Below are 24,807 nucleotides of genomic sequence, written 5' to 3'. Positions count from 1 at the left end.
GTATATTTTCCTAATATACTTTTAATGCTAAAGTCTATTACATAAGAATTCATAGTAATATATTCAGTATTTTCATCTAAAATAACACCATATTTCTCCAATGCTTCTTCTATAGGTATATTGTTATCTTCTGTATCTTTATCTAAAGTAAATGATAAATCAAATGGTGTATATTCTTTCAAGCCTGACTCAAAGGATTTCTTAATACTAAATCCCGATGTTAGAATCCCTATCGTTATAAATAGCATTAAACAAATAACTGTCATTGAGATAAAATTAGTATTAAACTTATTTGTGATTTGTCTTATTGTGAAGGTATTAAGACTATTAAAATATGCATTTTCATTTTTTCTTAATAAACTTAATAATACTGATGAAAGACCAAAGAAGAACCCTAAAGTTCCTATTATACCTAAAAAAACTGATGTCATAAATCTTGGGTCAGTAAAATCTAAGTTAGTAACTGTTGCAAAATAATAAGCTATTATTAGTATAGCTATTGACACTATAAGAACTAAAAACGACACTACTTTATTTCTCACTCTAATCTTTTCACTTTTTTTAGATGAGTTTATTAAATCTATAAGTTTATATTTTGAAATAACGATAAGGTTAAATATTATAACAACAATATAAATTAAGCCAAAATAAGTCATTGATTTTATAATTGCTTCACCTGAAACTACAAATTTGAATTGTGATATCTCAACTAAAAACATTTTTACAGTTAATAGGGATAATCCTTGTGATAAGGCTAAACCTAGTAGTAATCCAGCAATAAGTGATATAATCCCAACTATTAATGTTTCTACAAGTAATATAAATGATATTTTCCTTTTGCTCATGCCAAGCATCATATATATTCCAAACTCTTTTTTTCTTCTTTTAATCAAAAAGTTAGTGGCATAAATAATAAGCCCTGCTAAAATAAATGATACAAATATCGATACACCTGACATTAATTGTTTCATAACTTCTACATAAGATGTTTGAACTGAATTCATTTTAGCTATTGCCATTTGTGAGTCCAAAGAATTAAAGCAATAAAATATGCATACTGCAAAAGTTAGTGTTAAAAAATATATTGCATAATCTTTAAAGCTCTTTTTAATATTTTTTACAGCTATTTTAAAATACATCTGAAGCGTCACCTCCAAGTAAAGTAACTACTTCAATTATCTTATTAAAGAACTCTTTTCTAGTATCATTTCCTCTAATAAGCTCATTAAATATCTTCCCATCCTTAATAAAAAGTATCCTATGAGCATAACTTGCTGTGAAAGCATCGTGAGTAACCATGAGTATTGTTGCATTCAATTCTTTATTTAATCTTTCAATTGAATTTAGTAGCATCCTTGCTGATTTAGAGTCAAGAGCTCCTGTTGGTTCATCTGCTAGTACTAGGGATGGGTTAGTCACTATAGCTCTAGCTGCAGCAACTCTTTGTTTTTGTCCTCCAGACATTTCATAAGGATACTTATTTAATACATCTGTTATTCCTAGGCTTTCCCCTGCTTTCTCAATTAATGGACGAATTTCTTTCCCTTTCATCCCTCCGATAGTTAAAGCAAGTGATATATTTTCATAAGCTGTTAACGTATCCAAGAGATTAAAATCTTGAAAAATGAATCCTAGCTTGTTCATTCTAAACTTATCTAACTTTTTCCCTCTTAATCTTGTAATATCAGCCCCATCAATTTCAATTCTTCCAGTAGTTACTTTATCAATAGTTGATATACAATTAAGTAATGTTGTTTTACCACTTCCTGACGGACCCATTATTCCAATGAATTCACCTTTATCTATTGTAAAACTAATATTATCTAAAGCCTTTGTTACATTGTCTTTATTCCCATAATACTTTTCTACATTCTTCACATTTAAAATACTTTTCATAATCTAAACCTCCTCCATTAAGTGAAACTCTTAATCTCTAATTTAATAAATAGCCCTTAACTTCAAGTACCCTACGACTACGAGAATGAGCTTCCTTAATGAAAGTATATAATTATCTTTAACTTCAATCTATCGAAAAGTCTTTCAACTTTCTTTCAAAATCGTAAGATTTCCCAGAGGAAATATAATATTTACCTTTGTACCATTTTCATATTCTGAAGTTAATGTAATATTAAGTCCTAGCTTTAAGCAAAGCTTTTTACATAAATATAAGCCTATGCCAGTAGACTTCCCAAATCTTCTGCCATTGTACCCTGTAAAGCCTTTATCAAAAACTTTAGCTATATCCTTGTTAATTATTCCAATACCATTATCTTCAATAGTTAATATAACCTTATCATCAAATCTTTTAGTATAAGCTTTTATTTTAGGATTTATATCTTTTTTATATTTAATTGAATTTACTATTACCTGATTTATAATAAACTCTACCCATTTTTCATCACTTATTACAGTACATTCTGACTCTGATATATCTATTTGGAACTTTCCAGTTATTAAATCATATCTATTATTACGTATAACCTTTTTAACTGTTTCATTAATATCAAATTCCTTTACTATGTAATCTTTACTTACATCTGTACTTCTTGAATAATATAAAACTTGCTCTACATACTCTTCAATCTTTTTACTTTGATTTTGTATTATAGTTTTTGTCTTTCCTTCACTATTTTCTGCAACTAACTTAGTTAGTGCAATTGGTGTTTTTATTTCATGAACCCATGCTTCAATATATTCTCTATATTCACTTTGCATTATCTTATATTCATTTACATGCTCATGCATAGCTCTATTACTTTCTTCTAAAACATCATACAATATTTGTCCTTCATAACTTCTAGGCTTTTTAATAACTTCTGGTAATAAATACTTTTTATCTAGTTTATTACTTATTTGGATTAATTCATTATAAAACTTTCTCTTACTTATAAAATCTATAATAATAAATATAAATATAGGTACAAACCAAATTAGCGCTAATACAATAACAACCTGAATAGTTAGATTAGATATTGTCATAATTATTGCACAGAAAGTAAAAATAATTATATTTAAAATTAAAAAAGGTAATTTGTCTATTAAATACTTTCCTAATCTCATACCAATATATATCCAATTCCTCTCTTGGTTTCTATTCCATCTTCAAAACCTAATGACACTAATTTTTTTCTTAATCTAGCTATATTTACTGATAAGGTATTCTCATCCACAAATAAATCTGAACTCCATAAGTAGTCCATTAATTCATCACGAGTTACTATAATCCCTTTATTTTTCATAAGACAACTTAATACTTTAAGTTCATTTTTAGTTAAATCACTAGTATTTTCATTAAATGTTAATACTCCTGATGTTATATTTAATTTAAGCCCCTTATGTTCTAACACCTCTTGAAGCTTTCCACCTGAAGCTCTCCTTAATACAGAAGATATTCTAGCTAGTAATACCTGTGTATTGTAAGGCTTTGTTACAAAATCATCTGCTCCTAGGTTCATACTCATAATCTCATCCATATCACTGTTTCTACTAGTAACTACTATAATAGGTGTATTTTTTACTTTTCTAATTTCTCTGCAAATAAAATATCCATCATAATAAGGTAAATTTATATCAAGCAAAATTAAATCTGCATCTTCCTTCAATATAATTTCAATTATATTATCAAACCTATCTGGACCATAAGCTTTATATCCATACCTTGAAAGAAATTCTATCAATTCATTTCTAAACTCTTTATTATCCTCTATTATCATAATTTTTTCCATAATTCTCACCTCATCCATATTATATTTAATTTACTATCATAAGTCTATTTTTATATACCAGACTATTTCCCCAAACTTTTCCCATTAAACACCATATTTATAGTCATAAAATAATTTACTAATTTAAATAGTCATGATAAAATATCAGAGTCGGTATTCTTTTAAGAAACTGAACTAAGCAAAATATTATTTTTTTGCCGAATTATATCCATTATGGAATAAGAACGGAGGATTCAAAATGTTAAAAGCAAGTGGGATGGGAAGATTTCAAACAAAGATCAGAAAGTTAGTTATAATAGCTATGCTTTCTTCAATTTCAATTTTTCTAGGAGTGTCTGGTCTAGGATTTATAAGATTACCAGCATTCAGTCTAACTATTATGCACTTACCTGTAATTATAGGTGCAATCTTAGAAGGTCCAATTGTAGGTGCTTCTGTAGGACTTATTTTTGGTCTATTTTCAATGTATCAAGCACTTACAGCACCAACTGTCACATCATTTTTATTTTTAAATCCATTAATAGCTTTAGTACCGAGAGTTTTAATTGGAATAGTTGCATACTACGTTTATAAATTCTTAGTAAAAACTTTAAAAAAGCCTAAAATTTCTATAGGTATATCTGCTATTTTAGCTACCTTCACAAATACTGTAGGCGTGCTAGGATTAACTTACATTTTATATTTAGATCAATATGCAAAAGCTATTAATATTTCGCCTAATGTTGTTGGTGCAACTTTATTTGGAGTAGCTACAACAAACGGTGTATTAGAGGCTATTGCTTCAGCATTAATTTCTGTGCCAGTTATTATAGGTGTTTTAAAAGTCAAAAGACAATAACTATAAATATAAAAAGGATGTTGATAATGGGTTAATAACCATTTACCAACATCCTTTTGCATTATTTCTCGTAAAAAGATCCCATATATGTTATATACTCATCAGCTGTATGATTAGCTTTCCAGTCTTGTACATTTTTCTTATTATGCTCACCTGCTATAACTGAAAAAGTTTTTCCTAAGTTTTCAAAAGCTTCATTAACACATTCCTCCGGAGTTAATGCAGACTTCATTACTGCTTCTCCAGCAGGACCACCTGGCAGATTTTTTAACAGACTTGGTGTAATAGTAGTTCCTAATGTAATTACTTCAACATCAACATTTGTTTTAGCCGCTTCACAAGCAACTGCCTCTGTTAACTTTAATATATATGATTTTCCTGCACCATACTGTGCATTATAAGGTGAACTACTTATTCCGGTAAGAGAAGCTACATTTATAACTGCCCCTCTATCTTGTTTGGAAAATATACCCATATAATGATAAAAACATTTTAAAAATGTAATAACATTTACATTTATCATTTGCTCATGTTTTTCCCAAGGAGTGTCTTGTAACTTACCAAAGGTATGGAAACAAGCAACATAAGACATGAATCCCATATCTAATTCCCTTGTTTGTTCAAATATTTTATCTACAGATCTTGAATCCGCAAAATCTGCTTTTATTACTAAATGTTCAACTCCATACTTATCACTTATTTCTTTACCTAACTCCTTTAACATCTCCTCTCTTCTGCCTACCATCACTACATTCATCCCACCTGAAGCAATTTTTTCACAAAATGCTTTTCCTACTCCTTCAGTAGCACCTAATATAATTCCCCATTGACCATATTTCTCTCTTAAATTCATATTACTTGCCTCCCTTAAACATTTTTATAGTTTTTTTAATACAACTTAATTTTAAGTATAAAACTTTGTTATATTATTGTCAATTTAACTTATTTATTAAATCCTTTAAAGGAAAGTTTTATATTTTAATAACGACTAATATCTTTTCCAACTTCTATTAGCTTATATTTTATAAATAATAATCTTAATCTCAATTTAATTACATCTATTTATATATGTTTTTAACATAATAAAAAACACCTTATAGCTTTGCTATAAGGTGTTTATATTAATTATTTATTAGAATCCGAATGGTATTCCGAATGCGAAGAATCCTAATAATAAAATTGTCCATCCTACTAAGAAGCTTACTGAGTAAGGCATCATTAATCTGATCATATCACCAATTGTGTATTCTGGCTTATACTTTCTCATAAATACTAAGATAATTCCTGCATAAGACATTAATGGAGTTATTATATTAGTTGATGAGTCAGCAACTCTATAAGCAGCAGCAACTACTTCTGGTGTCATATTTGAATTTACTTGATATAACATTGGTAAGAATATTGGTCCAAGTAACATCCATTTTGAAGTTAATCCACCAACAAATAAGTTGATTATAGCTGTAATTACTATAAAACCAATTATTAATAATATTGGCGCATCTTGTAAGTTCATTGACTTAAGTAGGTTACCACCTAAGTATGTTATATAAGTTCCAAGTCCACTCTTAGATAATAAAGCTAGGAAGTTATATGAGAAGAATGTTAATACAAGTACTGATCCCATAGATCCCATTTGCTTAGACATACCTCTAACTACATCGTTAGCATTCTTAAACTTACCAACTTTTGCACCATAGAATACACCTGGTAAGAAGAATAAGAATGTTATAATTAATATTATGTTATCCATAAATGGAGTTACTTTTGCACCATCTGCATTTATAAATGTCTTTAAAGGCCCAAAGTATAATCCAACTACACAAACAACAGCTATTAAGAAACCTAAACCTGCAAACTTAAGAGCTTTATTCTCTTCTTTTTTAACTGTAAAATCATCTAAATTCATATCTGCTGGAATTATATAGCTTTCTTTTTCAAGTCTTGGCTTAATTATTTTAATAGTAACGAAAGCACCAATAATAGCAAGTAAGAAAGTAGAAGCAACTACAAAGTAATAGTGCATTGTTGCTGGGTTTAAAGCTTGTCCAGCAGCGTTAACGAAAGGAACTCCTTGTCCTTCAGCAAATATTTTAGCATTGTTACCAATGATTATATCAATCGGTGTAGCTGGTATTAAGTTAGCACTGAATCCAGCTGAAACCCCTGCGAATGCAGCAGCCATACCTATAAGTGGGTTTTTCTTTAATCCTGCATATAAAAGACCTGCAAGTGGTATTAATATTACGTAACCTGCATCTGTAGCTATACTACTCATGATTCCTAAGAAAACTAAAACTATAGGAAGCATTTTATCTGAAACTTTTAATCCAACCTTTTTAATTAAAGTAGATAAAAGACCTGATTCTTCAGCTAGTCCTACTCCAAGCATAACTACTAGGATAGTACCTAATACTCCTCCACCATATGCTAACCAGTTGTTAAGTAAAGCATTTGAGAATATCCATTGAACATTTTCAGGCTCTAGCATATTTAAAATTGTGTTAGTAGTGTAACTACCATCACCAGCCATAGTTTCGAATGTTTTTCCCCCTAAGAAGAAAGATGCAGCTAAAACAACAACATAAAATATTGCAAATATAATTACTGGATCCGGTATCTTCTTACCAATTTTTTCAATTAGAGAAACTTTTTTCGGTTCTTCTGTCTTTAGTATTTCTTCTTTTCTCTGTTCCATTTTTTATCCCCCTTGTTATTATTTATAAATTATTGCGAATTTATTATTATATTACTATAATATTAACAATTTATCAACACTTTTATTAATATTTCTGCAAATTTATTTATATTTTTCGCAATATAGTAATAAAATTTATGTTGTAAACCATAAAATTTAATTGATTTATCAAAATAGATATTCTACTTTATTATTTTTTTACTTAATAATCTCTTTTTATATACAAAATTTAAGTTTTATTAATACTTTTTGATAAAAGAATAAAAGTACCCATTATAATAATAGGTACTTATTAATTATATTTATAATTCATTATTAATTTGTCAATGTAATTATTAGATTATCAATAGAAAATACATTATTGGTTTCAAAAACTTCCGCTAAAGTTTCTATATTTTCTTCTAAGTGCTCTACATCTTTAGAATAAGTATGAGCTATCTCCACTAAATCATTTTCTGTAAGTTTTCCACCTTCTTCAATCCATCTAACTATTAACAGCTCTTTTATCATAATATAGCTCACTAATGCAGTTTTTATCTTTGCTAATACATCATAATCAAAAACAGCCTTCATAAAATATCTAAACACAAAATATACTAATAAATTTTCAAACTTATATATTTTGTCACTAAAATAATTATCAAACTGATTATGTTTTTCTAAATATATATATTCATCTTCTTCACTTTGCCAAAAATATCTTAATGCATCTTCTAAAGATAATGGATCATTAGGATTTATATGTTTTAATTCCTTAAAGACCTTAAATATTTCATATACATTATTATACTTAATACTTTCATTACTTTTATAGTTTTGTATATCAATAGCTACATCTTCTATAAATTTATTATCTGAATACTTACTTATACTATCTTTAATACCTTGTATTAAGTTTGAATCTATTTTATCTTGAACTTCACCTATGAACTTAAGTATGATTGAAACTCTTTTATTTAAATCCATATCTCTATTTTGTAGTATTTTAAAAACTATATTTCTGCACTGCATAAGATTTAAATAAAGCATAGCATTAATATCATTGTATCTAGTAACTTCCTCATCATCTTCAGTTAATTTAAATCCTACTCTTTTATCACTTTTTAAAATTATTCTACATGCTTCCGGACAAGATAATGATAAGCACACCTCTCTTAGGCTTCCGAATTCCTCCATCACTCTTGGATATTGTCTACAAGTATAGCAAAGACTATCTTCTCCAAGATTATTATATATATCACACATTTTATTTTCCGTTAAAAATGGACAGTCATCACCTTTTAATACAAAGATATTTTCGCTTCCTTCAGTTACAATCTTGCTTCTTAATCTTTCACCAAACTCCCCTTTTACATTCATATAATTCTTATAGCTTTCATCATCTATAACTATTCCCCATCCTGCACAACAAGTATCTTCGCATTCTGATGCTATACATTTAAAATCATCAAAGTAATCTGGTACTCTTATTTTCATTTGTTTACCTCGCATATTTTATATATTCTAAAACTCTTTATTTACTATCAATTATTTATGGTATCACCATATTTTTATTTAATCAATATTTCTTATAAAGTCATTTCATTAATATCAACACACAAATTTCATTTTATTAAATAATATAAGTAATGTGATAGATTTTAAGGAGATATTTATGGCAATTGGAAAATTACAATTTCAATTATATTTTGGGCAAAAAGCCTATCCAATAAGTAATGCAAATATTTTTATTGTTGATTCTATTTCTGGCATCCCAATTTTCGATGGTTTGTTAACAATTGATAGTAGCGGTAAAAGCGAAATTATAGATTTGTATACATTAGATAAAGAACTTTCAGAAACTCCTAACACAGACGTAATACCATACACAACTTATGATGCTTATATAATAAGCGAAACTTTTAGAAACGTATTAATTAAAAATATTGAAATTTTTCCTGACATAACATCAATTCAACCAGTATCATTGCTTCCAAAAGGAAGATCAATTAATGAATTTGATGTAGTAGATATTACTCCTCATGGTTTAATTAAAGAAAATGAAATTTCCAATACAAATGAGCCTATTAATAGCACCAACTCAACAACTAATAGTAATAGTCCTACAACATTTTTACTAAAAAAACCCGTTATACCTACTAATATTACTGTCCACTTAGGAACCCCTACATCTAATGCAGTTAATGTTACTGTGCCATTTACTGATTACATTAAAAATGTAGCTTCAAGTGAAATATATCCAACTTGGCCTGAAAACGCAATCCGCGCTAATATATACGCACAAATCTCTTTTACTTTAAATCGTATTTATACAGAATGGTATAGAAGTAGAGGATATAATTTTGATATTACTAATTCTACTGCCTATGATCATTATTTTGTTAATGGCAGAGATATCTTTGAGAATATTAGCAGAATCGTTGATGATATTTTTAATGATTATATAAGCAGAACAGATTTTCTAGAACCTCTACTGGCTCAATATTGTAATGGTACCACAGTTACTTGTGATGGGCTTTCTCAATGGGGCACAGTTTCCTTAGCTAACTCTGGATATTATCCATTCAAAATTTTAACTTATTATTATGGTGATAATATAGAACTCAGAAATGCACCTGTAGTAGATGCTATTGATAACTCTTATCCAGGAACTCCATTAAAGCTTGGAAGTAGCAGTGATGCAGTAAAAACTATACAAGTTCAATTAAATAGAATTGCAAAAAATTATCCTGCTATTCCAATCTCCCAAACGGATGGATATTTTAACGAAACTACAGAAAAGGCAGTTAAAACATTTCAAAAAATATTTAATTTATCTCAAGACGGAATAGTAGGTAAAGGAACTTGGTACAAGATATCTCAGATTTATGTAGGTGTTAAAAATCTTGCTGAACTAGATTCTGAAGGTGAGAAACTTCCTATTGAACCTACACCACCTTCTTATATACTAAAACTTGGTTCTAAAGGCGACGGAGTTAAAGTTCTTCAGTACTTCTTAAATTGCATTGCTTTATTTTATGATAATATACCTCCTATTAAAATCGACGGTATTTTTGGAAATTCTACTAAAAATGCTATTGAAGCTTTCCAACAAAAATTCGGATTAGGCGTCGATGGTATAGTAGGTAAGAATACCTGGAGAAAACTTTATGAAATATATAAAACTATTGAACCGTATATAATTTCTGCACCTTCCACTCCATACCCAGGATATATTATTGCTGAAGGTTCTAGAGGTAACGACGTTAAAACTATTCAAACTTGGCTTTCTGCAATATCAAAAAAATATCCTTCAATTCCTGCAGTAAATGCTGATGGAATCTTCGGTCCTTTAACTACAGCTTCAGTTATAGCTTTTCAAGCTGAATTTAATCTAGTGCCTGATGGTCTTGTAGGTAAACTTACTTGGGATAAACTATATACAGTATATTCAAATCTAAATAAATAAATTTACTATAAAATAGTGCTGTATTTATTACAGCACTATTTTATAAATTCTTTATATATTAACTTTTTATTTTTTTAATAATTTATAGTATTTTTCTTTTTACAAAATAAAAAAGATCTATTAGAAACTTACTAATAGATCTTTGGAGGCGCCACCCAGATTTGAACTGGGGAATAAAGGTTTTGCAGACCTCTGCCTTACCACTTGGCTATAGCGCCATCTGTATTACACTAATCATTATACTATAAAAATCTAATTCTGTTAATACTTTTTTGATTAATTATTAAATTTCTTCATAATGAACTTTAGTAAAATCTATATCCTTTTCTTCATAAGCAGGTCTAGCTTCATTAGGATATCCTATTGAAATAATACAGCAAACACCATAGTTCTCAGGTATATTCAAAAGTTTTCTTACATACTCTTCTGAATTCAAACTATCATCATAATTTCTTTCTCTTACCTGTGACCAACATAATCCAAGCCCTAAACTATGTGCTTCTAATTGCATTAAAGTAGCTGCTATAGCCGTATCCTCTATCCAAACATCTGTAGTTATTTCTTTGTTAGCCATAACTACTATCCCTACAGGTGCATTAGCTAACCAAAAGCTTCCCATAGGCTTAGATTTTGATAGTTTTTCTAATTTTTCTTTATCTTTTATAACAAGAAACTCCCATGGTTTTCTTCCTTTAGATGATGAAGCTAAAAGTCCAGCCTTAAGAATGTTATCTATTTTTTCCTTTTCAATATCTCTATCTTCATATTTTCGTATACTTCTTCTTGTCTTTAATAAATCTATCATCAAATCACCTCATTAACAACTTAATTTTGCTCTTTTAATTAATTATATCTTCCTTAAAGAAAAAATCCAAGTTCCTTTTAAACAACTTGGATTTATTTACTTTATTATAATTTAATAATACTACTATTTTTATTCCCCAAAATTAATTTTTCATCTTACTGCCTACATATACTTTATTTGCAAATACTGCACCAATAATCATAACTACTGCAAATACTATTAAGTAAGCAACTACTGCTATTCTATGTGCAAAGCATGCTGCTATCATCATAAATATACATCCACATATCGATACTATCGGCATAATAAATCTCTTAAATATACTTAACTCTTTCTCCTTTTTTATCATCATTATAAATATAGGAATATACATAGCATAAATAGTTACTATAGGTAATTCTGATGAATCAAAGCTAAAGAATCCAAACCATGAATCTGTAAGATTTGCTCCATAGAAAAATAATAGCCATATTCCACAAAATAATAATCCAATTACTGATGAGTTTGTAGGCATATTTGTAATATTATCTACTTGTTTAAAAACTTCTTGCTTTGGTCCCATTCCTCTTACTGCGATAGAATAAAGCCCTCTCGTACAACCAAGCATCAACCCATTTAATGTACCTAAACAAGAAATAATTACAAATACAAATATTAAAGATCCACCTATACTTGAAAATACAGTTTCAAAAGCAAGTTTCGCACCTGCTTCTCCCCCTGCCATCATTACTTCGTTACTTACTGCACCTGCTAGTCCAATATAATATAAAATATATACTAACATAATTGCAAAAGTCCCACCTATAAGAGCCCTTGGCAAGTTTTTCTTTGCATCCTTTAACTCTGCATTTATACTAGTTGCAATTATCCAACCTTCATACGCAAAAGCTGTAGCTACTACTGCAGTAAACAACCCACTAAATGTATCAACATTTTCTACTACTGTAGTAAAATTTGTTACTGTCATACCATTACTTAGTCCTACAATAGTTCCTACTACCGCCATTAATAGTAATGGTATAAGTTTAATAATTGTTGTACTTACCTGAAATTTGCCTGCTAATACTGGCGATAAAGAATTTATTGCGAAAGCCCCAATTAAGTATAAACATGCAATCGTCATACATTCCCCACCAGTAATTGAAAATCCAAACAAAACACAGGTATACCTCGCAGATACCCAAGCTAATACTGAAGTTAATGTTGGATAATAAATAACTGCCATAAACCATCCAACATAATATCCATAAGTTTTTCCTATTGCGGCTTCTGCATAATCTACAACTCCATTTACATACTCATACTTAGTTGCCATAACAGCAAATGTATAAGCACAAGAAATCATAATTATGCCACCAATAATCCATGCTATAATTCCTAACAGAAGATTTCCCCCTGTTGCTTTTAAAACCTTTTCGGCTTTAAAAAAAACTCCACTTCCTATAACAATACCTATTACCATTGCTATAGCTGTTAATAGCCCATACCTTTTATCTAGCTTATTGCTCATAGCTCACCTTCCTTTTTATATTTATACATAGAGTTTTTTTATTCTAAGCTATATATACCATTCATATTAGAATAATACTTAAATAATTCTATATTTTATCATTTTCTCCTCTTTTTACTGCATATTTATTCCATTTTTTAAATATAAATCAAAAAGGCCATATCTAAACTAAATAAATATAATTTAGATACAACCTTTTCCATATTAATTGCTAGCTATTCTTCTTTTTCTACTCTTATAAGTTATATTAATAAAAATTTATATTTGCTCTTTTCAATATCTTCAATAGTAATTATATTAATTTCTTTATTATTAAAGTTTTCATCACAAATTCTTACGCTTTGAGTTCTTATTAAACAATCTAAGAATTGATTTATTAATAATCCATTTTTTAATATCACTTCACTATCAGCATAAATCTCTATTAAAGTTTCTTCTAATTTTTCTTTAGCTTCATCATTTAGATTATATCCTTTTATCATTAATGTAGTTAAAGCTATCTTTAAAAGTTCATCAATCTTATAATCTTTAAATTCTACTTTTACAGGGAATCTATAGCTTAAAGCTTCATTTGTTTGTATTAAGTTTCTAATACCTATTTTATCACCAGATAAAACTATAATTAGCTTACTATAATTGCTATCAATAAATTTAATTAAGCTGTTTATTATCTCTTTATGATTCTCTTCTTCTAATAAAAGGTCAGCATTTTGTACGAAAACTACCTTTCCAACATATTTACTAAATACTTCATCAACCTTACGTCCATTCTTAAAGCTATTAACTATATCATATTTATCAATTACAATCATATTTTTCGACTTAACAATACCTAAATTGTATAGCATTTCTGTATATATATTAAAAGTTCTTTTTTTACCTGTTCCTTCAGAACCCATAGCAATTATATTCATATATTTATTTAGGTCTGTGGCCATTCCTAATCTCTTCTTTCTAGCCATAACCTTCATAAACTTATACTGTTCTTTTAAAAAGTTCTTTGCATTTTCATTAGATATAACCCCGTCTAACTTCTTATCTAAATTAAACTTATTATCATAATCAGATACATTTATCTTCTCTATATCCTTAGTAGTAATTAAGTTCATCTCATAAACACTTATATCTTCTTCTGCAATTCTTATACTTTGATTTCTTATTAGCCTTTCTACATAGTTTCTAACCATTCTACCATTTCCTGAAGTTGCATCAGAATTTTTATAAATATCAACAAAACTATTCTTTAATGCTACATATGCATTTTTAGAAAGTTTAAATCCACTTGATTCAATAAGCTTTATAGACATTTCTAGCAGCTCATTTGGATTATAATCTTGGAATGTAGTCCATAATGGGAATCTTGATTTTAATCCAATATTAACATCGAAGAAATCTTCCATTTCCTCTTCATATCCAGCTAATATCACTATTACTTCTTTTGAATAGTCTTCTATTAACTTAAGTAAAGTTTCCACTGCCTCTCTTCCTAAATCATCATTAGCAAGTGTATATGCTTCATCAATAAATAGAATTCCTCCAATAGCCTCTTTAAACTTTTCTTCAGTTTTCTTAGCTGTTTGACCAGGTATATCTGATACAAAACTTGATCTGTCAGTTTCTACGAGCTGTCCACCCTTTAGTAGTCCCATGCTATTAAGCATTTCTGCTACAAGTCTAGCTATACTAGTTTTGCCTGTGCCTGGATTACCTGCAAATACCATATTTAAATTTTGTTCAATTTTTGTATTAACACCAACTGACTTTCTTTTTTCTTGAGCAACTAATAATTTATACTGACTTCTTAAAAGATTTTTTACTTCATCAAGTCCTATTATTCCTTTTAACTTTTCTTCTAAATTAAACTTAGCCTTAGCTTTAAAGTTAAAGTTATCTCTTTCTAATACGTCTATTTCTCTCTCTTTATTAGTTAGGTACTTCTTAGATGCATCTAAAATTGCGTTCTCTACTATATTTCTAACAAATCTTGCATTTCCTAAATCATTTTTACCTATTAATTGATTTTTAGTAAATAAATCTATTAGCCCACTTTTAGCTTTTTCTGATATTGTATATCCTTTAGATTTCGCAATATTTACAGCTATAGCATACATTTGTTTAGGATCATAATCATGGAAATGAATCGTATTTGGGAATCTTGAAGATAACCCTTGGTTGTACTTTAAGAACTTTTCAATATCTTTTTCGTATCCAGCAATAATCACTATTAAATTATCTCTATTATCTTCTATTCCCTTTAATAAGGCATCTACTATTTCCTTACCAACTTTGTCATTTTCATCTTGACATAATGAATAAGCTTCGTCGATAAATAGTACGCCTCCTAAAGCTGAGTTTATAATATCATTAGTTCTCTTTGCCGCATCACTAGGATTTTCTGTTATAAAGTCAGCTTTACTAACTTCTCTAAATACGCCTTTTTTTATTATACCTAATGCATTTAAATATTCAAAAGTTACTCTTGCAGCATTAGTTTTTCCAGTACCTGCATTACCTGCAAATATCATATTAAGAGATGGCATAGAAGACTTAAGTCCTAACCTTTCTCTTATTTCTTGAACCTTATAGTTATTTTCAACATTTTGTATAAATTCCTTTAACTCATCTATACCTATAATTGAATCTAACTTATATCTAGCCTCTTCTAAAGTAGGAATAGAGTAATCACTTAATTTATATACTTCATCATTAGTCTTACAATATATTTCATTTTCTTCTACATAAATTAAAATTTTATTTTCATTTTGAAGTTCTTGATTATTTATAAGATTTCTAAGTGGTTTGTACACTTTATAAGAAACGTATTGCTTCACATCAAAATTAACATCTTCAATAAAGAAATCTTGTAGATATGAACATAATAAATAATCATCAGCCTTACTTGAATCTTCCTTTATTTCTAATATTATATCTATGTTAAATTCATTTTGTATTTTTCTTATTTCTCTTATTGTCTCTGCTTTAATAACTAAATCTCTTTCTTCTTTAGTTAAATCCTTTGTATAAAATATTTCTTCGCTATTTTTTAAATATTTATCTTTTATTTGGTTAAACTTATCATCATTGTCATTATTATAAACAAATACAAAAAATTTATTGTGACATAAGAAAGCATTTATCTTTTCATCACTGTCATTAGCTTCTGCCTCTATCATAAACTTATTTTTTAATATATATTCACTTTTTAAAGGTAAACAACTATTAGGTCTTATCTTAGAAAGAAGAGCTAAAATTTCTTCCGATGCCATATCAATATTTTTAAATATTATGCATTTAGAATCGTTATTTAATTTTTCATAAAGATCTGTTAAGAAAGCATTATATCCTAACTTAAAACTATACTCTGATAAATCTATATCCTCTACTTCTCCATTTTCTATAATCTTATTTTCTTTAAGCTCTTGGAATATAAATCTTACGCTAGCCTTTTTAAATGTATCTTTACTTCCAACTAATAATAAAATCCCTTTTTCATCATTACTTATCTTTTCCCTAAAGTAATTACATAACTTACTAAAAAAATTATTTTGCCCTATAAATTCATTATTAAGCTTTTCTTCAATATTTTTAAATATATCTATGTTACTCAAACTTCTCATCATCCTTTGCTTATTATTTCTTTTGTTATTAAGTTTAATAAAACTATTTATTAGAAAAATAATACAGTCTTTCCAAACGCCTATTTTTCTATTTAAGCAATTATATTAATTAATATTAAAATTGTCAACATAATAAAAGGCACAATATATAAGACCTGAGTCTCACATATCATGCTTTAATAATCTTTAAAACTTTTATTCAAAATTATACTGATCAATATTGTCATTAAATTCATCTATATTTTTTAATACATATTCCTTTTGTAAGTAAATCTTTTCTGAATCATACAGTTCCTTTGCTTCACCACATATTTCTTCTAATATTTCTCCTGTTTTGCCATCTATTATTTTATCAATTATTATAATTGCATCCTCTGGTGATTCATTAAGAACTCTCGATATATTATCCCTACAGCTTTCACCTATGCTTATAGCTTCACTCGGCAGGGCTATATAAGGACCTATATCCATTAACTTTATATTTTTCTCAAAATTATCTTTAGTAGAATCTAATATTCCTACAGGAATAGTTATCACTAGCTTACTTTTTTCAAAAACATAACCTATTGAGTACTTAATTCTATACCAAGTACCTTCCTTCATTTAAAATCACCTAACTAAAAATTATTATTTCCTATATTAAATTTATATTCTAAATTTAATATTTAATTCATATTCTTGCAAAATCTATTATACCCCTTAATTTTCAGGCTAAAATTAATTATATTTTCTTATAAAAACTCTATATATACTTAAAGTTTTATCACAGCTTAAAATTAATTTCATATAATAATAATGATTACTTTTTATTTTAGGAGATGTATTTTTGAGGTATCGAAAAAAATCTATTAAATATACTCCAAGGCCTAAGTTTTATAAAAACAGTTGTAATATAATATTTAAGAGGCAATTCCCCTTATTACGCATTAAACCTTTAAAATTTTCAAATAGTAGAAATTATAGATTTTCTCCTATAATCCTAGGAGCATTGTTAATATTTTGGGGTATATTTAATTTGCTAAAGAACATAGTTGTCTACACACCAATTATTTTGGGAAACTCCTTAAGTGGTGGTGCTAATTTTGCAACTTCATCTATTTTATTATTACTTGGTGTAGGAATTATTTTTCTAAATAAAAAATCACCTTTAGGCTATCTTCTTATAATCATAGGATTTTCAATTGTTAGTATATCTATTTTTTTATCTTTAAAAATGAGATTTTTACCAACTTCATTATTTAAAACACTACTTATATTCAGTTCAATAATAGGTGGATTTTGCTTATTAATAAAAACAGGAATACTTCTGTTTAGAAAATAATTTAAAACATAAAAAGTGCGCTTTATGCGCACTTTTCTATAATATTCTTCTAGCTCTGCTTACATATCCCCATGGAACATTACTTATTCTAACAGTATCTCCTGTATAAGCAGATTCAATCCACTTACCATCTCCAATATACATACCAACATGTCCTAAATCTGATGCAAAAATTAAATCTCCAGGAATAACATCATTTAATGATACTTCTACTCCATTATTAATTTGATCGTAAGTTGTTCTTCCTACATTAATACCTGCTTGTCTAAATGCCCAATAAATAAGACCTGAGCAGTCAAATGCCCTATATCCCATATCTACAAAACCTTCAGCATGGTCATATTCTCCTTGAGCAGTATCTGCTGGAAATCTATTTTTTAGTTCATTTAAAAATTCTGTTGTTAGAAACTCACCAGCTCCTCCCCATACATATGGAGCTCCTATTTGAGCTTTCATAGAATCTAAAATTATATTATAAGCTTCCTTATTTACAGTATCCCCAGCACTAGTATTCCCTGAATTATCTTCTAAATTCAAACTAATATAATCAGCACTTACATAACCTACTGAATCTTTGAATACTATCTTGTACCAATTACCTACTCTTTCTTGTATTTCTACTATAGTATTGTTTAATAGGTAACCTATAACAAAAGAATCTGTTGAGGCTTCTTTTCTGACTCTTAAATTTGAGCCTTCAACATCTATAACTATCCCTTTTGTATTTATAACTTGCCCTTGTGAATTATCTGTACTTCCGCTATTATTATCACTTGTAACTTTTTCTAAAGTTACATAGTCTTTGCTTACATATGCTACAGAATTATTATATGAAATTCTATACCAATTCCCCTCTTCTCCTATAATATTAACAGCATTTCCTTCGTATAAACTACCTAAAACTTCAGAGCTTGTATTTGGAGCTTTACGAACTCTTAACGAAGATCCACCTAAATCATATACATATCCAGTTTCTCTTATAGTATCATCTCCACCAGCACCACTTCCGCTGTTATTATCATTGCTATTTCCATTAACTAAGATATAGTCACTATGAACATATCCATAACCATCATTAAACTTAATTTTATACCACTCACCTGCTGTTCCAACTATAGCAACAGTAGTATTATCTACAACATATCCTATTATAGATGAATTTAATGATGAACCACTTCTAACTCTTAAATTTGGCGCTGCATTATATACTTTTCCATAATATAATGTTTCTTCTGTAGAGCTTGAGTTAACTTCCTCTACATAATCTCCATGAACATATCCAACAATGCTGTTATATTTAATCTTATACCACTCATTACTATATGATATAATTTCAAAACTCACCCCTTCAGTCATTGTTCCAAGAATCTCAGAGCTAGTTGATGGATTTGATCTTATTCTTAAATATGTTCCATCCACATTTGTTACTTGTCCCCTACTAGAACTTCTAGCATTAACATTCTCTACATTAGGATCAGTTGTTGGCATTTCATTATTCTCTAAAGCCTGAGCAGTAATTGGTTTTAGCATAACCATACCGCCAATTACACCTGATATAGCAATCGTTTTTTTTATTTTACTCTTATTCATATACAGAACCTATCCTCCACTCTTCTTACTATTTCAGCAATTTATTTTAGCACATTCATCCATTAATTTTAAATACTTTTTACTATTTATCGGCATCATTTAACAAATATTTAGGATTTATTTCCCTATTTCATAATAATTATATCACTCTCTGGAAAATAAATGTAATAAAAATAGAAATTTATCATTAAATGATTATAATAATTAAAATATGATAAAATAGTAATGTAAATCATTATTCAACCATTTGAATAGGCTGTTAAATAATTGAATAAAATTAAGTAGAATAAACAGAAAAAGGTGAGAATTTAATGTTAGTAATGTCTTTTAATCTTAGAAGTGATTTCATTTTAGATATAAATAATAGATGGATTAACCGTAAAGATATTGTTAAAGAAATAATGTTCAAATACAATTGTGACATTATTGGAGTACAAGAATTAACAAATAAGATGCATAAAGATCTTATTGAATTTACTAAAGATTTTAATGTGATAGGTAAAGCTAGGAGCAAAAAGTTATTTGCGGAAAGAAATGACTTAATAATACCTAAAAAACATAGTATAGAAGATCATAAAACAATTTGGTTATCAGAAACTCCTAATAAAGTTGGAAGCCAACCTTGGTTTTCTCTTTATCCACGAATCTGTACAACTGCTAAACTTAAACTTGAAGACAATACAAATATTAGAGTATATAATACTCATCTTGATTGTTTGCTACCACAAGCTAGGGACTACGGTATAAAAAAATTAAGCAAATTTATTGAATCTAATTATAAAGAGGACAAACTGCCAATAATTGTTATGGGAGATTTTAATGCAAGCCCTAAAAGTAAAGTAGTAAAAAACTTTGTTAATGGTAAGTATTTTAACAAAACATTTTTTGCTGTCCAAGAAAAGAATACCGAACTATATAACAAACCGACACGTGCAGGTTTTAAAGGCAAAGAAAATGGTTACCATATAGATTATATATTTGTTAGTGAAGAACTAGAAATAGTTGATGTAGATATAATTACAGATAGCGTAAACGGAAAATATCCTTCTGACCACTTTCCATTATTAGCTAATATAAGACTTAAAAAATCTTAGAAGGTGCGAAGTAAAATTCGCACTTTCTTATTTATAATTTTGATTGTCAGTTAAGAAGAGGATGTTTCATATATATGTTTGTTTAAAATTTTGCCATTATCCATTGATACAATTTTGTCTGATACCAATTTTGCAAAATCCATATCATGAGTAATAATAAGTATAGCCATTCCTTCATCTCCAAGACTTTTAATTAAATTAGCAACATCCTTAGTTAATGATGGATCTAAAGCTGATGTAGGTTCATCAAAGCACATAATCTTAGGATTTAAAGCTAAAGCTCGTCCAATAGCTACCCTTTGTCTCTGCCCTCCTGATAACTCACAGGGATAAGAAGTACTTTTATCTTCAAGTCCTAAAAACTCCAATATATCATTAGCTTTCTTTATAGCTAATTCTCTATCCTCTTTAAGCACTCTAATAGGTGCCTCAATTAAATTATCTAACACTGATTTATGCGGAAAAAGGTTAAACCCTTGAAAAACTAATCCTATATCTTTTCTTATTTCTTTTAATACTTCTTTGCATGCATATCTTCCATTTTCACAAAATGTATTTTTATTTATTACTATCTTTCCTTCTTCACAAGTTTCTAACCCATTTATGGCTCTTACTAATGTTGTTTTCCCGCCTCCTGATGGTCCTACTATTACTACTATTTCTCCTTTATTCACCTCTAAATCTATTCCTTTTAAAACTTCATTATCCCCAAAAGTCTTTCTAAGACCTATAATTTTCAACATAATTCCACCTCTTAACTATAGTATTCAAATTTCTTTTCTACCTTATTTAGTATCTTACTTAATATTCCAATTAAAATCATATATACTACTCCAATTACTATAAGTGGAATTAATGAAGAATCTCTGTTGCAAGCTATCTTCCCCACTCTTAACAATTCATCTAATCCTATTACATAAACTAACGCTGTGTCTTTCACTAATGTTACAATTTCATTTGCTATAGGTGGTAATACCGTTTTAAAAGCTTGAGGTAATATTATTCTAAAAAAAGTATCTCTTTTGGATAATCCTAAAACCTTAGCTGCTTCATATTGTTCAACACTTACTGATGCTATACCTGCTCTAAATATCTCTCCGAAATATGCTGCATAATTTAAAGTAAATGCTATTATAGCTGCTGGAAACCTATCAATAACTATATTCAAATTTGGAAGACCAAAGAAAATGAATACTATCTGCAGCAATAAAGGAGTTCCTCTCATTATTAATACATAGGTACCTGTTACTTTGCTTATTAATTTTATTTTTGATCTTCTTCCTAAAGCTACTATTATCCCTAAAGGAATAGATAGTATTAAAGTCAATATGAAAATTATCAATGTAACTTTTAATCCTTCTAAAACTTGAGGCATCAATATAAGTGAATAATTTAAAATTTCCTTAAAAAATTTAATTATAGTATCCATTTTTCCTGCTCCTAACTACCTATTTTATTATTGTTATATCTTCCCCAAACCACTTTTCAGATACTTCTTTTAGCTTTCCTTCCTGAGACATTGTTTTAAATGCTTCATTAAAAGCTTCTACCATCTTATCATCTCCCTTTCTCATTCCTACACCATATTCCTCATCGCCAAAATCATCTTCTAAAATCTTATATTTATCTTCACCTTTTAACTCTATATAATATCTAACTAATATTTCATCAGCTACTACTGCATCAATTCTTCCTGCTTGCAAATCCATTAAAGCCTGATTATTATCTTCAAAAGTGATCGCCTTTCCACCATCAAAGGTTTCGTATAACTCATCATCTTTTTCCATAGCACTTACAGCAGATGATTGATCTTGAGCTCCTACCTTTTTACCACTTAAATCAGCTTTTGAATTAAGCTCACTATTACTTAATGTAACTATAACTTGTCTATTTTTTAAGTAAGGAGCTGAAAAAGTAACTTTTTCCTTTCTTTCCTCAGTTATTGTATATCCATTCCATATTAAATCTATGTTGCCTGAGTCTAATTCAGTTTCTTTCATAGTCCAATCAATAGGCTGAAATTTAATCTCCTTATTTAATTTTTCTCCTAAAGCTTTAGCTAAATCAACATCAAATCCTGTAATATTTCCGTCTTGATCCTTAAACCCCATTGGAGCGAAAGCATCATCCATTCCAACAACTAGTACTTCCTTATCTAAAGTACTACCTTCACTTCTACTGCTATTTGAGCAACCTACCATCCATAGTGCAGCTGCTACAACAAGTCCTATCATTACACCTTTTAACATTTTTTTAGTTTTCATATACTTTTCCTCCTTTTAAAATAAATATTTAAATTATTGCATTTTTATATAACAAAAAAGCCATGTAGGCTTATCCTCCTACATGGCTTAACAAATTATGATTGCACTTAATTTATTATACCTAGAGATACAAGCCTAACTCCAAATAGACCTGTATCTGCTTTTAAACAGACCAAGTCTCTAGGTATGATGATGTATTAAATTTTCTTTAACAAAATTAAATGCTTTCATAATATTCCTCCAAATTTTATTTGTTATAATTATACATTTCGTTTTTTGGAAATTCAAGTATTTTTTATTATTTTTCTAAATTTAATTCTCTCACTATGATTTTAGCTACTTCCTCTGCCACTTCACCAGTAAATGATATACATTGTTCCTTATGCTCTCCTGACCCCATATCTAATCCTTTAGTTAGTATTCTGCAACATAAGCTCTTGTGGTTATTTCTAAACTTTTCATGTAATTCTTTTGTTAATTCCATAGTTTTACGCACTTTGGGATCTTTAGCTACTTGTCTACCAAAAACTAATCCCAATGCCATAACTCCACCAGATACAGCTCCACAAGTACACCCTGAGCCACCTATTCCTATAGGAAATCCTGACGCTGCAGCAACAATTTCATCTGATATAGGTAATTTAAACTCATCTTTAATAGTTTTAACTATTGCTTCCGAACAAAAGAAGTCTCCATTTCTATAATAATTTTCTGCTGTTTCCCTAATTTTATTAATATCTATATCGCTTGTCCTCATATTATCACCTCTATATTTAATTATATATGTTACATAAATCGGGTCAATCTACTTTTATAATTACATAATATTAAGTTTTATTTATAATACGCTTTTATTATTTAGTAAGGTAGATGATATAATATATCCTCTACCTTTAACTTTTATCTATAGACTATGGAATTACAGCAAAAATAACTTTTATTTCTATTGGCATCAACTTTCTAATGTATTTCTCAAAAATATCATAAACAACTTCTCTATCATTTCCAAAAACCCCGCATCCAAATGCTCCTAATATTAATGCAGTAGGATTTTTACTTATGGCTAGCTTTACTATCTTCTCTATTCTCTTACCCATAATATCAACTATTAATTTTTCATCTCTTATACCTTCTGCATATGCTTTTCTTTTGTTTACAGCTGGAGATACTATAAAAGAAGCTAACTCATAATTATTTAAAAGTTCAAGATTATCATTTCTGATTATAGGTACATCAGGAACATAAAGCATTCTATCATTATATAAAGGTGTATAATTTTCTCTGTTAAACTCATAAAAATCATTCTGTTTTTTCAAGCTTTCATATAGCATAGAAGCCCTACATAAACTTTCCTCTTGAGCTTTACTTCCCATTAAATATCCACCACCTGGATTAATAGCACTTGCAAAATTTAAAGCTATTATATTGCCAATTACTCCTTCGCTTCTTAATTTTAAAATAGCATCTATAGTCCCTGTATTTATAATATTATCTCTAACCACATAATTATTTTGAATATCTTTATAATTATTAACATATGTTACTTCATTACTTACAACTTCAGTTTTATCTATCATATCCTTAACCTTAGTATCAAGTTCCACCTTATTTCCTTCTTTAGAAATATAAAAGTTATCTTTGGCTATTTTAAAATTCTCTTCCACAACATACATTAACTTTTCCTTATACATTAATATAATCTCCTTATTTCCAATATTTATATTAATTATAATATAAATATATATTTTGTAATTAAAAAATAATAAGGTATATGAACTAATTCATATACCCTATAAAATTTATCTTTATAAAACAGCTGATATATAATACATTTCAGCATCATCAATACTCTTATCTGCCTTTAGAAATATAAAAGTTATCTTTGGCTATTTTAAAATTC

General features: G+C 28.3%; 21 protein-coding genes and 1 tRNA gene. 4 read left to right on the top strand and 18 right to left on the bottom strand.

From position 1 onward, the window contains the following. The 4 genes from H8S20_RS10500 to H8S20_RS10485 form a co-directional block, all read right to left on the bottom strand. Positions 1-1,139: FtsX-like permease family protein (locus H8S20_RS10500; RefSeq protein ID WP_186860084.1), on the bottom strand; the 1,139-nt coding region annotated here is incomplete at its 3' end. Continuing rightward, positions 1,129-1,896: an ABC transporter ATP-binding protein gene (locus H8S20_RS10495; RefSeq protein ID WP_032118269.1), complete on the bottom strand. Its 768-nt coding sequence runs from the start codon at positions 1,894-1,896 to the stop codon at positions 1,129-1,131. The genes H8S20_RS10495 and H8S20_RS10500, both read right to left, overlap by 11 nt. 144 nt (positions 1,897-2,040) lie before the next feature. After that, a complete protein-coding gene (locus tag H8S20_RS10490; protein ID WP_186860083.1) occupies positions 2,041-3,060 on the bottom strand; it encodes a sensor histidine kinase in 1,020 nt (339 codons plus the stop codon). Then, positions 3,057-3,725 (bottom strand): response regulator transcription factor, encoded by a 669-nt coding sequence (locus H8S20_RS10485; protein WP_032118267.1) that lies wholly within the window; start codon positions 3,723-3,725, stop codon positions 3,057-3,059. Before H8S20_RS10485 ends, H8S20_RS10490 begins: the two co-directional genes overlap by 4 nt. A gap of 238 nt (positions 3,726-3,963) precedes the next feature. Between H8S20_RS10485 and H8S20_RS10480 the strand changes: the two genes are divergently transcribed. Then, a complete protein-coding gene (locus H8S20_RS10480) occupies positions 3,964-4,563 on the top strand; it encodes an ECF transporter S component (RefSeq protein ID WP_186860082.1) in 600 nt (199 codons plus the stop codon). A 61-nt stretch (positions 4,564-4,624) separates the two neighbouring features. On the opposite strand, the gene H8S20_RS10475 is transcribed toward H8S20_RS10480, so the two are convergent. The 3 genes from H8S20_RS10475 to fliB form a co-directional block, all read right to left on the bottom strand. Then, positions 4,625-5,416, bottom strand: coding sequence for a 7beta-hydroxysteroid dehydrogenase (locus tag H8S20_RS10475; protein ID WP_186860081.1), 792 nt, complete (start codon positions 5,414-5,416; stop codon positions 4,625-4,627). A gap of 279 nt (positions 5,417-5,695) precedes the next feature. Beyond that, positions 5,696-7,258 (bottom strand): AbgT family transporter, encoded by a 1,563-nt coding sequence (locus H8S20_RS10470; RefSeq protein WP_032118266.1) that lies wholly within the window; start codon positions 7,256-7,258, stop codon positions 5,696-5,698. Between the two features lie 315 nt (positions 7,259-7,573). After that, a complete protein-coding gene (gene fliB, locus H8S20_RS10465) occupies positions 7,574-8,734 on the bottom strand; it encodes a flagellin lysine-N-methylase (protein WP_186860080.1) in 1,161 nt (386 codons plus the stop codon). Between the two features lie 178 nt (positions 8,735-8,912). Here fliB and H8S20_RS10460 point away from each other — a divergent pair, with 178 nt between their 5' ends. Further along, positions 8,913-10,706, top strand: coding sequence for a peptidoglycan-binding protein (locus H8S20_RS10460; RefSeq protein WP_186860079.1), 1,794 nt, complete (start codon positions 8,913-8,915; stop codon positions 10,704-10,706). 143 nt (positions 10,707-10,849) lie between these two features. Here the strand turns inward: H8S20_RS10460 and H8S20_RS10455 are convergent. The 5 genes from H8S20_RS10455 to H8S20_RS10435 all read right to left on the bottom strand — a co-directional run bounded on the left by H8S20_RS10455 (position 10,850) and on the right by H8S20_RS10435 (position 17,241). Beyond that, positions 10,850-10,924 (bottom strand) — tRNA-Cys (locus H8S20_RS10455). A 65-nt stretch (positions 10,925-10,989) separates the two neighbouring features. Then, the gene (locus H8S20_RS10450; protein WP_186860078.1) at positions 10,990-11,511 is read right to left on the bottom strand and encodes a nitroreductase family protein; all 522 of its coding nucleotides are present in this window, start codon (positions 11,509-11,511) and stop codon (positions 10,990-10,992) included. Positions 11,512-11,653: 142 nt separating this feature from the next. Further along, positions 11,654-13,021, bottom strand: a complete 1,368-nt coding sequence (locus tag H8S20_RS10445; RefSeq protein WP_186860077.1) for an APC family permease — start codon at positions 13,019-13,021, stop codon at positions 11,654-11,656. Positions 13,022-13,263: 242 nt separating this feature from the next. Next, positions 13,264-16,629 carry an AAA family ATPase gene (locus H8S20_RS10440; protein ID WP_243177613.1) on the bottom strand — a complete coding sequence of 1,122 codons (3,366 nt, stop codon included), beginning with the start codon at positions 16,627-16,629 and terminating at the stop codon, positions 13,264-13,266. A gap of 204 nt (positions 16,630-16,833) precedes the next feature. Continuing rightward, positions 16,834-17,241 (bottom strand): hypothetical protein, encoded by a 408-nt coding sequence (locus H8S20_RS10435; protein ID WP_032118253.1) that lies wholly within the window; start codon positions 17,239-17,241, stop codon positions 16,834-16,836. A gap of 412 nt (positions 17,242-17,653) precedes the next feature. Here H8S20_RS10435 and H8S20_RS10430 point away from each other — a divergent pair, with 412 nt between their 5' ends. Next, positions 17,654-17,959 carry a hypothetical protein gene (locus H8S20_RS10430; RefSeq protein ID WP_186860075.1) on the top strand — a complete coding sequence of 102 codons (306 nt, stop codon included), beginning with the start codon at positions 17,654-17,656 and terminating at the stop codon, positions 17,957-17,959. Positions 17,960-17,995: 36 nt separating this feature from the next. On the opposite strand, the gene H8S20_RS10425 is transcribed toward H8S20_RS10430, so the two are convergent. Further along, on the bottom strand, positions 17,996-19,549 hold the full coding sequence (locus H8S20_RS10425; protein WP_186860074.1) for a C40 family peptidase: 1,554 nt from the start codon (positions 19,547-19,549) through the stop codon (positions 17,996-17,998). Between the two features lie 311 nt (positions 19,550-19,860). Here H8S20_RS10425 and H8S20_RS10420 point away from each other — a divergent pair, with 311 nt between their 5' ends. Next, complete coding sequence (locus tag H8S20_RS10420) at positions 19,861-20,643, top strand: endonuclease/exonuclease/phosphatase family protein (protein ID WP_032118250.1); 783 nt, start codon at positions 19,861-19,863, stop codon at positions 20,641-20,643. 50 nt (positions 20,644-20,693) lie between these two features. Here the strand turns inward: H8S20_RS10420 and H8S20_RS10415 are convergent, their stop codons facing one another. The 5 genes from H8S20_RS10415 to H8S20_RS10395 form a co-directional block, all read right to left on the bottom strand. Beyond that, positions 20,694-21,386: an amino acid ABC transporter ATP-binding protein gene (locus H8S20_RS10415; RefSeq protein WP_186860073.1), complete on the bottom strand. Its 693-nt coding sequence runs from the start codon at positions 21,384-21,386 to the stop codon at positions 20,694-20,696. Between the two features lie 11 nt (positions 21,387-21,397). After that, positions 21,398-22,072, bottom strand: a complete 675-nt coding sequence (locus H8S20_RS10410; protein WP_032118248.1) for an amino acid ABC transporter permease — start codon at positions 22,070-22,072, stop codon at positions 21,398-21,400. A gap of 19 nt (positions 22,073-22,091) precedes the next feature. Further along, the gene (locus H8S20_RS10405) at positions 22,092-22,907 is read right to left on the bottom strand and encodes an amino acid ABC transporter substrate-binding protein (protein WP_186860072.1); all 816 of its coding nucleotides are present in this window, start codon (positions 22,905-22,907) and stop codon (positions 22,092-22,094) included. A gap of 298 nt (positions 22,908-23,205) precedes the next feature. Further along, a complete protein-coding gene (locus H8S20_RS10400; protein WP_032118246.1) occupies positions 23,206-23,664 on the bottom strand; it encodes a C-GCAxxG-C-C family protein in 459 nt (152 codons plus the stop codon). A 154-nt stretch (positions 23,665-23,818) separates the two neighbouring features. Continuing rightward, the gene (locus H8S20_RS10395) at positions 23,819-24,598 is read right to left on the bottom strand and encodes a TIGR02452 family protein (protein ID WP_042281408.1); all 780 of its coding nucleotides are present in this window, start codon (positions 24,596-24,598) and stop codon (positions 23,819-23,821) included. Between the last annotated feature and the right edge of the window lie 209 nt (positions 24,599-24,807).

Source organism: Clostridium hominis (assembly GCF_014287825.1).
GTDB lineage: Bacteria > Bacillota > Clostridia > Clostridiales > Clostridiaceae > Clostridium > Clostridium hominis.
The sequence above is the reverse complement of the archived record's forward strand: the minus strand, read 5'-3'. Positions and strand labels throughout refer to the sequence as shown.

Bases quoted from the DNA above. Each gene is read 5' to 3' on its own strand.
- H8S20_RS10490 (WP_186860083.1), bottom strand. From the start codon at position 3,060: ATGAGATTAGGAAAGTATTTAATAGACAAATTACCTTTTTTAATTTTA.
- H8S20_RS10475 (WP_186860081.1), bottom strand. From the start codon at position 5,416: ATGAATTTAAGAGAGAAATATGGTCAATGGGGAATTATATTAGGTGCT.
- fliB (WP_186860080.1), bottom strand. From the start codon at position 8,734: ATGAAAATAAGAGTACCAGATTACTTTGATGATTTTAAATGTATAGCA.
- H8S20_RS10495 (WP_032118269.1), bottom strand. From the start codon at position 1,896: ATGAAAAGTATTTTAAATGTGAAGAATGTAGAAAAGTATTATGGGAAT.
- H8S20_RS10395 (WP_042281408.1), bottom strand. From the start codon at position 24,598: ATGTATAAGGAAAAGTTAATGTATGTTGTGGAAGAGAATTTTAAAATA.
- H8S20_RS10485 (WP_032118267.1), bottom strand. From the start codon at position 3,725: ATGGAAAAAATTATGATAATAGAGGATAATAAAGAGTTTAGAAATGAA.
- H8S20_RS10470 (WP_032118266.1), bottom strand. From the start codon at position 7,258: ATGGAACAGAGAAAAGAAGAAATACTAAAGACAGAAGAACCGAAAAAA.
- H8S20_RS10405 (WP_186860072.1), bottom strand. From the start codon at position 22,907: ATGAAAACTAAAAAAATGTTAAAAGGTGTAATGATAGGACTTGTTGTA.
- H8S20_RS10410 (WP_032118248.1), bottom strand. From the start codon at position 22,072: ATGGATACTATAATTAAATTTTTTAAGGAAATTTTAAATTATTCACTT.
- H8S20_RS10450 (WP_186860078.1), bottom strand. From the start codon at position 11,511: ATGATAGATTTATTAAAGACAAGAAGAAGTATACGAAAATATGAAGAT.
- H8S20_RS10445 (WP_186860077.1), bottom strand. From the start codon at position 13,021: ATGAGCAATAAGCTAGATAAAAGGTATGGGCTATTAACAGCTATAGCA.
- H8S20_RS10460 (WP_186860079.1), top strand. From the start codon at position 8,913: ATGGCAATTGGAAAATTACAATTTCAATTATATTTTGGGCAAAAAGCC.
- H8S20_RS10420 (WP_032118250.1), top strand. From the start codon at position 19,861: ATGTTAGTAATGTCTTTTAATCTTAGAAGTGATTTCATTTTAGATATA.
- H8S20_RS10425 (WP_186860074.1), bottom strand. From the start codon at position 19,549: ATGAATAAGAGTAAAATAAAAAAAACGATTGCTATATCAGGTGTAATT.
- H8S20_RS10415 (WP_186860073.1), bottom strand. From the start codon at position 21,386: ATGTTGAAAATTATAGGTCTTAGAAAGACTTTTGGGGATAATGAAGTT.
- H8S20_RS10480 (WP_186860082.1), top strand. From the start codon at position 3,964: ATGTTAAAAGCAAGTGGGATGGGAAGATTTCAAACAAAGATCAGAAAG.
- H8S20_RS10400 (WP_032118246.1), bottom strand. From the start codon at position 23,664: ATGAGGACAAGCGATATAGATATTAATAAAATTAGGGAAACAGCAGAA.
- H8S20_RS10435 (WP_032118253.1), bottom strand. From the start codon at position 17,241: ATGAAGGAAGGTACTTGGTATAGAATTAAGTACTCAATAGGTTATGTT.